We start from the raw sequence: 11,559 nt of genomic DNA, 5'->3' as shown, positions 1-11,559 counted from the left end.
GGGGCGGGCGCGGCCTGCTCGGGGGCGCGGCGCGGCGCCTCCTCGCGGCGGGAGGCCACGGCACCGGCGGCGGCGCGGGTCTCCTCCGGGGCGGCGGCCGGGCGGGACTCACGACGGAGGCTGGAGCCCTCCTCGCGGCGCTTCGGCGTACCACCGTCGAAGCCCGCGGCGATCACGGTGACCCGCACCTCGTCGCCGAGCGCGTCGTCGATGATCGTGCCGAAGATGATGTTGGCGTCGGCGTGGACGGCGTCGGCCACCATCGCGGCGGCCTCGTTGATCTCGAAGATGCCGAGGTCGGAGCCGCCGGCGATCGAGAGCAGCACACCGTGGGCGCCGTCGATGGAGGCCTCGAGCAGCGGGCTGCTCACCGCCATCTCGGCCGCGGCGACCGCGCGGTCCTCGCCGCGGGCCGAGCCGATGCCCATCAGCGCCGAGCCGGCGTTGCTCATGACGGCCTTGACGTCGGCGAAGTCGACGTTGATCAGGCCGGGGGTGGTGATCAGGTCCGTGATGCCGGAGACACCCTGGAGGAGCACCTGGTCGGCCTGGCGGAAGGCGTCCATCACCGACACGTTGCGGTCGGAGATCTGCAGCAGCCGGTCGTTCGGGATGACGATGAGGGTGTCGACCTCCTCGCGGAGACGCTCGATGCCCTCGTCCGCCGACTTCTTGCGGCGCGCGCCCTCGAACTGGAAGGGGCGGGTGACCACACCGATGGTCAGCGCGCCCAGCGAGCGGGCGATCCGCGCGACGACGGGCGCGCCGCCGGTGCCGGTGCCGCCGCCCTCGCCGGCGGTCACGAAGACCATGTCGGCGCCCTTGAGCACCTCCTCGATCTCCTCGGCGTGGTCCTCGGCCGCCTTGGCGCCCACGTCCGGGTTGGCGCCGGCACCGAGGCCGCGGGTCAGCTCGCGTCCGATGTCGAGCTTGACGTCGGCGTCGCTCATCAGCAGCGCCTGGGCGTCGGTGTTGATGGCGATGAACTCGACGCCCTTGAGGCCGACCTCGATCATCCGGTTGACGGCGTTGACCCCGCCGCCACCGATGCCCACCACCTTGATGATGGCCAGGTAGTTCTGTGCAGCTGCCACGGCGGCTTCACCTCTCGTTTGGGGGGGTGCGTAGGTGTTCGGGGAGATCCGGGAAGGAGATCTGGGGTGCAGCGGCCGGCGTGCGACCCCTGCGGCGGGTGACGACTCGGTCTCAACCCTTACCCTCAGGCTGAGGGTTATAGTTATGTCAACCTCGTCGTGGGAACGACAGTAGGCAGACCTCAGGGGCAAACCGCGCCGACACGCCGCGCCGCGACGCCCGCATGCGAATTCTGTGTGCGGGCTGCTGGGGCGGGTCGTGTGCCTGAGGACCCGCTATGGCGATGCGTGGGGCACACGACCCCGGGCACCGGCGGCGGGCGGCCCATCAGCTCAGCGCGTCGTCGGCATCCCGGGCACCGAGACGTCGTAGACCTGCGCCTCGACGTCGAGCAGCGCGAGCAGCACCTCGGCCTTCTGGTCCGCCTGCTCCGCGCTCCCCCACCGCACCTGGCGGCCGTCGCGCAGCTCCAGGTCGATCCGGTCGACCGAGTCGACCTCGACGTGGTCGACCAGTGCCGCGACGACCGGGTCGAGCGCATCGACCACCGCCGCGCCCTCGGCGAGCGCCCGGTCGTCGGCGTCCGCGCCGAGCACGATCAGCGGGAGGTCGTCCGGGAGCCGGCGCACGGTGCCGAACGTGTGGCCGCCGTCGTCGACCTGGCGGTAGCCGTCGCCGCCGTCGACCACGGCGATCGGGGTCCGCTCGACGACGTCGATCCGCACCTCGTGCGGCCACTCCCGGGCCACGTCCACCGAGAGCACCGTGGCCAGCGAGCCGACGCGGGTGGCGATCGCGTCCAGGTCGACGAGGGCGAGCGGGCCACCGGTGGGCACCTCCGCCGCCTCGAGGACCTCGCGCTCGCTCAGCTGGGCGGTGCCCTGCACGAGGGCGCCCTCGGTGCGCAGCCACGGGGAGAAGTAGACGGCGTAGACGCCGAAGCCGACCAGCGCCGCGGCGAGGAGGCCGGCGACGACGTAGCGCCAGGTCAGCCAGCGGCGCGCCCACTGCCGCCGCACGAAGCGGCGCCGCGCGCGCTCCTGCGAGCGGTCCTCGGGCCGCTCCTCGGCGCGCTCGCGGACCGGGGCCTCCCCGCGCGACCTAGCCATCGCCGTGCCGCCCGTCGCCGTACCGCTCCGTCAGCGCCGCCACCAGCACGGGTGCCAGGGCGGTGATGTCTCCGGCGCCGAGGGTCAGCACCACGTCGCCGGGGCGCACCCGCGCCAGCGCCTCCGGTACGACGCCCGCCCGGTCGGGCACGAACGCCACCCGCTCGGCGGGCAGCGGCACGGCGTCGGCGACGAGCGCGCCGGTGACGTCGGGGTCGGGGTCCTCGCGCGCCACGTAGACGTCGAGCACGACCACCTCGTCGGCGGCACCGAGCTCGTGGCCCATGCCGGCACCGAAGAGGCGGGTCCTCGAGACCAGGTGCGGCTGGAAGCAGGCGACCACCCGCCCGTGCTCCCCGGCGAGCGCTCGGGCGGCCTCCAGGTCGCCGCGGATCTCGCTGGGGTGGTGCGCGTAGCTGTCGTAGACCCGGATCGACGCGTCGCCGCTCCCGACGACGCCCTTCGGCTCCATCCGCCGGCCGGTGCCGACGAACGTGCCGAGGCCGGCCGCCAGCTCGGCGAACGGCAGCCCGAGCTCCAGCCCGAGCGCGAGCGCGGCCAGCGCGTCGACCACGTAGTGGCGGCCCGGGATCCGCAGCGCGACCTCGCCGAGCGTCTCGGCGGCACCGTCGCGGGTGCGCTCCACGGCGAACGTGGTGCCGCCGTCGACCACGCGCAGGTCCACCGCCCGCAGGTCGGCCGCGGCGGCGTCCACGGCGACGGTGACGACCCGGCGGCCGGCGGCGCGCTGCCGGGTGGCGAGCGCCGCGCCGCCGGGGTCGTCGACGGCGCAGACCAGGAAGCCGTCGGTGTCGATGCCGTCGGCGAACTCCTCGAACGCTGCGGCGTAGGCCTCGGGCGTGCCCCACACGTCGAGGTGGTCGGCGTCGACGTTGAGCACGATCGCGGCGTGGGTGTCGTAGACCAGGAAGGCGCCGTCGCTCTCGTCGGCCTCGGCCACGAAGTACTCCCCCGCGCCGAGGTCGGCGTTGCGCCCGGTGGCGTTCAGCACGCCGCCGACGGCGTAGGAGGGGTCGGCGCCGGCGTGGATGAGCGCGACCGCGAGCAGGGAGGTGGTGGTCGTCTTGCCGTGGGTGCCGGCGACGGCGAGCACCCGCTGGCCGTGCATCACCGAGGCCAGGCCGGCCGAGCGGGGCAGCAGCCGCAGCCCGCGCTCGCGCGCCTCCAGCACCTCCGGGTTGTCGTCGCGGGCGGCCGTGGTGACGACGAGGGTGTCGGCGTCGCCCACGTGCGGGGCGGCGTAGCCGAGGTGGATCGGCACGTCGAGCTCGCGCAGCGGCCGGAGGAACGCCGTGTCGTTGTCGTCGCTGCCCGTCACCGGGACCCCGCGCCGGGCCATGATCCGGGCGATGCCGGAGAGGCCGGCGCCGCCGATGCCGACGAAGTGCACCCGGCCGAGCGACTCGGCGGGCTCGATCACCTCGGGGACGGGGAGCCTCACGGTCGCTCCCCCACGGTCCGGCCGCCGACCTCGAGGATCAGCGCGGCCAGGCGCTCGTCGGCGTCGTGCGGCACGAGCGACGCGGACGCCTGACCCATCCGGGCGAGCCGGTCCGGGTCGCCGAGCAGGCGCGGCACCGTGTCGGCGACGTAGTCGGCGGTGAGGTCGGCGTCGTCGACCAGCAGCGCTCCCCCGGCGTCGACGACCGGGCGGGCGTTGCGGGCCTGCTCGCCGTTGCCGATCGGCAGCGGGACGAAGATCGCGGGGACGCCGCTGGCGGCGGCCTCGACGACGCTGTTCGCGCCGGACCGGCAGATCATCAGGTCGGCGGCCGCCATCGCGTAGTCCATCCGGTCCACGAACGGCAGCACCACGTAGGGCCGGCCGGTCTCCGCCGGGTCCTGCCAGGTCGGGTCCTCCTGGCCGGCGGGGCCGGCGACGTGCAGCACCTGCACGCCCGCGGCGCCGAGCGCCGCGGAGGCGCGGGTGACGGCCTGGTTGAGGCGCCGGGCGCCCTGCGAGCCGCCCGTGACGACGAGGGTGGGCAGGTCGGGGTCGAGCCCGAAGAAGGCGCGCGCCTCGGCCCGGAGGGCGGGGCGGTCGAGCGTCGCGATCATGCGGCGCAGCGGGAGGCCGACGTACTCGGCCTTGGGCAGCGGGGTGTCCGGGAAGCTGACCGCCACCCGGGTCGCCAGCCGGGCGCCGACCTTGTTGGCGATGCCCGGCAGGGCGTTCTGCTCGTGGACCACCAGGGGGATCTTGCGGCGCCGGGCGGCGGCGTACGCCGGCATCGACACGTAGCCGCCGTAGCCGACGATGACGTCGGGCCGGAGCCGGTCGACGACCTCGACCGCGGCGTTGACGGCCTCCCGCAGCCGCAGCGGCACCATCGCCAGGTCCTTGCCGGGCTTGCGCGGCAGCGGCACCGGCGGCACCAGCTCGAGCGGGTAGCCGGCCTCGGGCACCACGCGGTTCTCGAGCCCGCGCGGGGTGCCCAGGCAGGTGATCTCCACCGAGGCGTCGGCGCGCCGGAGCGCGTCGGCCGTGGCCAGCAGGGGCGAGGTGTGTCCGGCCGTCCCGCCGCCCGCCAACAAGACCTTCATCGAGCTGTCTCCGCCTTTCCTGCGGTTGCGTCCACCTGGGTCGCCGGCCGGGTCGTCGATGGATCGTCGGTGGATCGTCGGTGGCCGGGCTCCGTGCGGGGACGACGCTACCGGCGGGCCGAGAGCCCGGCCGAGCGGGCTCGCCGTCGCTGGGCCAGGGCACGCGCGGCGGCCGGCTCCCGGCGCGCGAAGCCGATCACCATGCCCAGCGCCGCCAGGGTCGGCACCAGGCTCGATCCGCCGTAGGAGACCAGCGGCAGCGGGATGCCGATCACCGGCAGCAGCGCGAGCACCATGCCGACGTTGATGATCATCTGGCCGAGCAGCCAGACCGCGACCCCGAAGCTGGCGTAGCGGATGAACGGGTCGGTCGTCTGCCGCGCCACGCGGACCACGGCGTACGCGATGGTCAGGAAGAGGCCGATCACCAGCAGCGTGCCGACCAGGCCGAGCTCCTCGCCGAGCACCGCGAAGATGAAGTCGGTGTGGGCCTCGGGGAGCCGTCCCCACTTCTGCTGGCTGTGGCCGATGCCCTCCCCGAAGACGCCGCCGCTGGCCATGGCGAAGAGTCCGTGGGCGGGCTGCCAGCCGGTGTTCTCGAAGTCGTTGAACGGGTTGATGAAGGTCGCCATCCGGGCCAGCCGCTCGGCGTCGGTCGCGGCGAGCGCCAGTGCCGCGGACGCGATCGGCAGCAGGATCATCAGGAAGAGCCGCATCGGGGCGCCGACCGCCCACAGCATGCCGAGCAGGATCGCGATGAAGACCAGCGCGGTCCCCAGGTCGCGGCCGACCACGACCAGCGCGGTCGCGAGCAGCATGCCCGGGAAGACCGGGACCAGCATCTCGTTGAGGCGGTCGAAGCGCCGCTCCTTCGCGGCCAGGATGTGCGCGGCCCAGATGACCAGCGAGAGCTTCGCGATCTCGGAGGCCTGGATCTGGACGGGGCCCACGGCCAGCCAGTTCGTGTTGCCGTTCACCTCGACGCCCACCAGCGCGGTCAGCGTGAGCAGCACCAGCGAGAGCACGTACGCCGGGTAGGCCATCGCCCGGATCAGCCGGATCGGCACGCGGGAGGCGACCCAGGCGGCCGGCACGCCGATCGCCACCCACATCAGCTGGCGGCGGACCACGGCGTAGGAGTCGTCGAGGTTGCGGTAGGAGTACACGCTGGACGCGCTCAGCACCATGATCAGGCCGATGGTGAGCAGCAGCGCGACGGCGCCCAGCAGCAGGTAGTACGTGGTGAGCGGCCGGTCCATCGCCTCGCGGACGCCGGCCAGCCAGCCGGTGCGCCGGGCCGCGGGCGCGCGCACCGCTCCGGACCGGGCCGGGGTGCCCGGCGCGAGCCGGCGGCGGGACTGCTCGGGTGGCGCGGTGGTGATGGCGACCCTCCTCGTCCCGGTCTCTCAGCTCATCGTCGGTTCAATCGGTGTCCTCACCGATCCTGGCCCGCACCGCCGCCGCGAAGGCGTCGCCGCGGGCCCCGTAGTCGGCGAACTGGTCCATCGAGGCGCACCCCGGGGCCAGCAGCACCGTGTCGCCGGGGCGGGCCACCTCGGCGGCCGCCGCGACGACGCGGTCCATCAGCGCCCGGGGAGCCCCCGCACCGCCGCCGTCTACCCCGTCAGTGTCACCGCTGTCCACGAGGATCACCGGCACATCGGGAGCGTGTCGCGAAAGCGCGTCGGCGATCACGTCGCGGTCCCTGCCGATCAGCACCGCGGCCCGCAGGGACGGGCCCCAGCGCGTGACCAGGTCGTCGAAGGAGGCGCCCTTGGCGAGGCCGCCGGCGACCCACACCACGTGCTCGTACGCCGACAGCGAGGCCGCCGCGGCGTGCGGGTTGCTGGCCTTGGAGTCGTCCACCCAGGCGATCCCGTCGCGCTCGGCGACGGCCTCGATCCGGTGGTGGTCGGGGGTGAAGGAGCGCAGCCCGTCGCGGACCGCGCTGCGGCTGATCCCGTGGGCGCGGGCCAGCGCCGCCGCCGCGAGGGCGTCGGCCACGAAGTGCGGTGCCGAGGAGGCCAGGTCGGCGACGCTGCACAGCTCGGCCGCGCTGGTCTGCCGCTCCTCGATGAAGGCGCGGTCGACCAGGAGGTCCTCGACCAGGCCGAGCATCCCGACGCCCGGCATGCCGAGGGTGAAGCCGATGGCGCGGGCGCCCTCGACGACGTCGGCCTCCATCACCAGCTCCTCGGTGACCGGGTCGGCGACGTTGTAGACGCAGGCCCCGGAGACGCCCTCGTAGATCCGGCCCTTGTCGGCGGCGTAGGCCGCCATGCCACCCAGTCCGGCGGCGTCGTCGTACCAGTCGAGGTGGTCCTCGGCGACGTTGAGCACGACCGCGGACTCGGCGGCGAGCGTGTCCGCGTAGTGCAGCTGGAAGCTGGAGAGCTCGACGGCGAGCACGTCGTAGGCCTCCGGGTCCATCACCGCCTCGGTCAGCGGCAGCCCGACGTTGCCGGCGGCCACGCTGCGCAGGCCGGCCGCGCGCAGGATCGAGTCCAGCATCTGCACGGTGGTCGTCTTGCCGTTGGTGCCGGTGACGCAGAGCCACGGCGCGGGGCTCGCCGGGTCCCGCAGCCGCCAGGCCAGCTCCGCCTCGCCCCAGACCGGGAGGCCCCGGTCCAGGGCCTGGACGACCAGCGCCGCGTCGGGCCGGAAGCCGGGCGAGACCACGAGCAGGTCCGCGTCCTCGGGCAGCCGCCCGGTCGCGCCGGCGTGCAGCTCGATCCGCGCGCCGAGGGTCTCCAGCAGCTCGGCGCGCTCCAGCAGGTCCGGGGCGACGTCCTCGGCGAGCGCGGTCACGCTCGCGCCGAGGAACAGGAGGTTGTCGGTGGCCGCGGCGCCGCTCGCGCCGAAGCCGGCGACCACCACCCGGACGCCCTCCCAGGAGTCGGCGCGGCCGAGCGTGGTGGGGTCCGGGCCCTGGGCGTCGGTCACAGGCGGGAGACCCACTCGGCGTAGAAGATGCCGAGGCCGGTGGCCACGCACAGGCCGGTGATGATCCAGAACCGGATCACCACGGTGACCTGCTCCCAGCCGAGCATCTCGAAGTGGTGGTGGATCGGCGCCATCCGGAAGATGCGCCGGCCCTTGGTGACCTTGAAGAAGCCGACCTGCAGCATCACCGAGACCGTCTCCAGCACGAAGATGCCGCCGAGGATCACCAGCAGCAGCTCGGTCCGGGTGAGGATCGCCAGGCCCGCGAGCGCGGCGCCGAGCGAGAGCGAGCCGGTGTCGCCCATGAAGATCCGTGCCGGCGAGGCGTTCCACCACAGGAAGCCGAAGCAGGCGCCGGTGATCGCCGAGGAGACGATCGCCAGGTCGAGCGGATCTCGCACGTTGTAGCAGGTGGCGCTGGGGTCGCCCTGGCAGAACTGGTTGTTCTGCCAGATGTTGACCAGCATGTAGGCGCCGAACACCATCACGCTGGCGCCGGCGGCGAGGCCGTCGAGCCCGTCGGTGAGGTTGACCGCGTTGCTGAAGCCGGTGACCAGGAGCCAGATCAGCAGCAGCGCGAGGATCGTGGGCAGCACCAGCCAGTCGATCTCGCGCAGGAACGAGACCTTCTCCGAGGCGGGCGAGCGCCCGTTCTCGTCCTCCAGCCACGGCGAGAGCGCCAGGAAGCCGAAGACCAGCGCGATCACCGTCTGGCCGATCATCTTGGCCTTGCTGCGCAGGCCCAGGTTGCGCTGCTTGTAGATCTTGATGAAGTCGTCGAGGAAGCCGACGACGCCCATGCCGACGAACAGGAAGAGCAGCAGCAGCGCCGACGCGCTCGGGGTGCTCAGCGTGATCAGCTTGGCCGCGAAGTAGCCGACCACCGCGGCGAGGATGATCACCACGCCGCCCATGGTGGGCGTGCCGCGCTTGGTGTGGTGGCTGGTCGGGCCGTCCTCGCGGATCTCCTGGCCGTAGCCCCAGCGCGTGAAGTACGAGATCGCGGTCCGCGTCCCGAGCAGGGAGATCAGCAGAGCGATGGCCCCCGCGAGCAGGATCGCTCTCACGTCGTCGACCCCTCCTGTCCGAGAATCTGTTCGAGGTCCGGGGCCGCCATGAGGGCGGCGGCCACCTGTTCGAGTGCGGCGCCTCGCGACGCCTTGACGAGGACCACGTCCTCCGGCCGAGCATTCTGCCGCAACCATGTGACGGCCTCGTCACGGCCCACCATCGGGACGATCTCGGGTCCCGCCTCGGCGCCGGGATCGGCGCCGGGAGCGGCGGCGGAGGCGGCTCCGGCGGCGATGCCGGACGCGGGCTCGCCGATGACCACGAGCACGTCGACCCCGAGGTCGGCGGCCGCCCGGCCGACCGAGCGGTGCCCCTCCTCGTGCGCGGAGCCGAGCTCCTTCATCTCGCCCAGCACCGCGACGGTACGACGCCCGCCGGCCCCCATCGCGACCAGCGCCTCCAGCGCGGCGCGCATGGACTCGGGGTTGGCGTTGTAGGCGTCGTTGACCACCCGCAGCCCGTCGGGCCGCTCGGTGACCTCCATCCGCCAGCGGGACGCCGGGGCGACGTCGCCCAGCGCCCGCGCGAACGGGCCGAAGGGGACGCCGGCGCCGACCGCGAGCGCGGTGGCGGCCGCGGCGTTGAGCACCTGGTGGGCGCCGGCCTGGCGCAGCGTCACCGCCTCCTCCAGCCGCTCACCGCCGGGGCCGGGGTCGAGGACCAGCGTGAAGGACGGGCGCCCCAGGTCGTCGAGGGCGAGGTCGCGCCAGGAGACGGCGCCGGCCCGGCCGAAGGTGAGCACCCGGGCCGGCGTCCGGGACGCCATCGCCGAGGTCAGGTCGTCGTCGGCGTTGAGCACGGCCACGCCGTCGGCTGGCAGCGACTCGACGATCTCGCCCTTGGCGCGGGCGATCGCCTCCCGGCTGCCGAACTCGCCGATGTGGGCGGTCCCGACGTTGATCACCGCGGCCACGCGCGGCGGCGCGACCCGGCAGAGGTAGGCGATGTGGCCGACGCCGCGCGCGCCCATCTCGACCACGACGTACCGGGTCGCGGGGCCGGCGCGCAGCACCGTGAGCGGGACGCCGAGCTCGTTGTTGTTGTTGGCCGCCGTCGCGACGACCGCGTCGGCGCCGGCCACGGCGGCCAGCGCCCCGGCGAGGTAGTCCTTCGTGCCGGTCTTGCCCTGCGACCCGGTCAGCGCGACGACGGTCGCGTCGATCCGGTCGAGCAGGTGCCGGGCGAGCAGGCCGAGGGCGAGGGTGGGGTCCTCGACCACCACCGTCGGCGCCTCGGTGGGCCGGCTGCCGAGCACGGCGTGCGACCCGGCGGCGTAGGCGTGGCCGTCGACCCGCTCGCCGACGATGGCGACGAAGAGGCCGCCCGGCACGGGGCTGCGGCTGTCCAGGTAGGCCTCGCCGTCCACGACGAGACCGGCGTCGGGGGCGTGGACGGTGCCGCCGACCACGTCGGCGATCTCCGCCAGCGTCATCGGCATCATCCGGGCTGGTCCCCCATCTCCTCGGCCACTTCCTCGGCCATCCTGTCAGCGGCGTCGCGGCGGGCACGCTCGGCGAGCAGCGCCGCGACCACCTCGCGGTCGTCGAACGGGTGCACCACCCCGGCGATCTCCTGCCCGGTCTCGTGGCCCTTGCCGGCGACGACCACGACGTCCCCGGGGCGGGCACGCTCGATGGCGACCTCGATCGCGCGCCGGCGGCCGTCGACCTCGACGACCTCCGCCCCCGACGCGGCGGCCGCGGGTCGGGCGCCGGCCAGCACGGCGGCGCGGATCAGCGCGGGGTCCTCGGTGCGCGGGTTGTCGTCGGTGACGACCACCAGGTCGGCCGTGGCGGCGGCGATCTCGCCCATCAGCGGGCGCTTGCCGGTGTCCCGGTCCCCGCCCGCGCCGAGGACGATGCAGAGTCGCCCGGACGTCACCGGCCGGAGGGTCCGCAGCACCGCGGCGACGGCGTCCGGCTTGTGCGCGTAGTCGACGACGACGGTGAACCCCGGGTCCGGCGCGCCGGCCGGCCCTGGCACCCGCTCCAGGCGGCCGGGCACTCCCGGCCCCGCGGCGATGCCGGCGGCCACCTCGGTGGCGTCGAAGCCGGCCTCGTCGGCGGCGGCGATCGCGGCGAGCGCGTTGCCGACGTTGAAGTCCCCGGCGAGCGGCACCCCGGCCGGGATCCGGCGCCCGTCGGGCGCCAGCACCACGAAGGTGGAGCCGTCCGGGCCGGCCTCGATGTCGGTGGCGGACCAGTCCGCGTCGCTGCCGCGCGCCGACATCGTCCGGATCGGGATCGCGGCCTCGGCGACCAGTCGGCGGCCGTGCTCGTCGTCGACGTCGACCAGTCCGAGGCGCGCCCGCTCCGGGGTGAAGAGGGACGCCTTGGCCTGGTAGTAGTCCTCGAGGTCGGTGTGGAAGTCGAGGTGGTCCCGGCCGAGGTTGAGGAAGACCGCGACGTCGAAGACGACGCCGTCGACCCGGCCCAGGACCAGCGCGTGGCTGGAGACCTCCATGGCGCACGCGACGACCCGCTGCTCGCGCATGGCGGCGAAGAGGCCGTGCAGGTCGGGAGCCTCCGGGGTGGTCAGCGCCGTCTTCACGTCCCGTCCCGCGATCCGGGTGCCGACGGTGCCGATCACCGCGGAGCGGAGGCCGGCGGCACCGAGGCCCGTGTCGAGCAGCCGGGTGACGGTGGTCTTGCCCTGGGTGCCGGTCACCCCGATCGTGCGCAGCGCGGCGGCGGGCTCGCCGTACACCCCGGCGGAGACCCGCCCCAGCACGGCGCGGGGGTGCGGCACGACGAGCACCAGCAGCCCGGCAGCCGCC

General features: G+C 74.4%; 9 protein-coding genes. All 9 read right to left on the bottom strand.

Annotation, left to right across the window (positions count from 1 at the left end; translation table 11 throughout):
- On the bottom strand, positions 1-1,094 hold a 1,094-nt coding region (gene ftsZ, locus ABLM29_RS21410; protein ID WP_349716636.1), incomplete at its 3' end, for a cell division protein FtsZ.
- A gap of 333 nt (positions 1,095-1,427) precedes the next feature.
- Positions 1,428-2,204, bottom strand: a complete 777-nt coding sequence (locus ABLM29_RS21405) for a cell division protein FtsQ/DivIB (protein WP_349716635.1) — start codon at positions 2,202-2,204, stop codon at positions 1,428-1,430.
- Complete coding sequence (murC, locus tag ABLM29_RS21400) at positions 2,197-3,666, bottom strand: UDP-N-acetylmuramate--L-alanine ligase (protein ID WP_349716634.1); 1,470 nt, start codon at positions 3,664-3,666, stop codon at positions 2,197-2,199. Before murC ends, ABLM29_RS21405 begins: the two co-directional genes overlap by 8 nt.
- The gene (gene murG / locus ABLM29_RS21395; RefSeq protein WP_349716632.1) at positions 3,663-4,769 is read right to left on the bottom strand and encodes an undecaprenyldiphospho-muramoylpentapeptide beta-N-acetylglucosaminyltransferase; all 1,107 of its coding nucleotides are present in this window, start codon (positions 4,767-4,769) and stop codon (positions 3,663-3,665) included. Before murG ends, murC begins: the two co-directional genes overlap by 4 nt.
- A gap of 107 nt (positions 4,770-4,876) precedes the next feature.
- A complete protein-coding gene (ftsW, locus tag ABLM29_RS21390; protein WP_349716630.1) occupies positions 4,877-6,082 on the bottom strand; it encodes a putative lipid II flippase FtsW in 1,206 nt (401 codons plus the stop codon).
- A 109-nt stretch (positions 6,083-6,191) separates the two neighbouring features.
- Entirely contained in the window at positions 6,192-7,712 is a 1,521-nt protein-coding gene (murD, locus tag ABLM29_RS21385) for a UDP-N-acetylmuramoyl-L-alanine--D-glutamate ligase (protein ID WP_349716628.1), read from the bottom strand.
- On the bottom strand, positions 7,709-8,779 hold the full coding sequence (gene mraY, locus ABLM29_RS21380) for a phospho-N-acetylmuramoyl-pentapeptide-transferase (RefSeq protein ID WP_349716626.1): 1,071 nt from the start codon (positions 8,777-8,779) through the stop codon (positions 7,709-7,711). Before mraY ends, murD begins: the two co-directional genes overlap by 4 nt.
- Positions 8,776-10,215, bottom strand: a complete 1,440-nt coding sequence (locus tag ABLM29_RS21375; RefSeq protein WP_349716624.1) for a UDP-N-acetylmuramoyl-tripeptide--D-alanyl-D-alanine ligase — start codon at positions 10,213-10,215, stop codon at positions 8,776-8,778. Before ABLM29_RS21375 ends, mraY begins: the two co-directional genes overlap by 4 nt.
- 5 nt (positions 10,216-10,220) lie before the next feature.
- Positions 10,221-11,559: UDP-N-acetylmuramoyl-L-alanyl-D-glutamate--2,6-diaminopimelate ligase (locus ABLM29_RS21370; protein WP_349716623.1), on the bottom strand; the 1,339-nt coding region annotated here is incomplete at its 5' end.

Source organism: Nocardioides sp. YIM 152588 (assembly GCF_040191335.1).
Lineage (GTDB): Bacteria > Actinomycetota > Actinomycetes > Propionibacteriales > Nocardioidaceae > Nocardioides.
Note: the sequence above shows the minus strand (reverse complement) of the source record. Positions and strands in the feature narration are given on the sequence as shown.

Bases quoted from the DNA above. Each gene is read 5' to 3' on its own strand.
- murG (WP_349716632.1), bottom strand. From the start codon at position 4,769: ATGAAGGTCTTGTTGGCGGGCGGCGGGACGGCCGGACACACCTCGCCC.
- ABLM29_RS21405 (WP_349716635.1), bottom strand. From the start codon at position 2,204: ATGGCTAGGTCGCGCGGGGAGGCCCCGGTCCGCGAGCGCGCCGAGGAG.
- ABLM29_RS21375 (WP_349716624.1), bottom strand. From the start codon at position 10,215: ATGACGCTGGCGGAGATCGCCGACGTGGTCGGCGGCACCGTCCACGCC.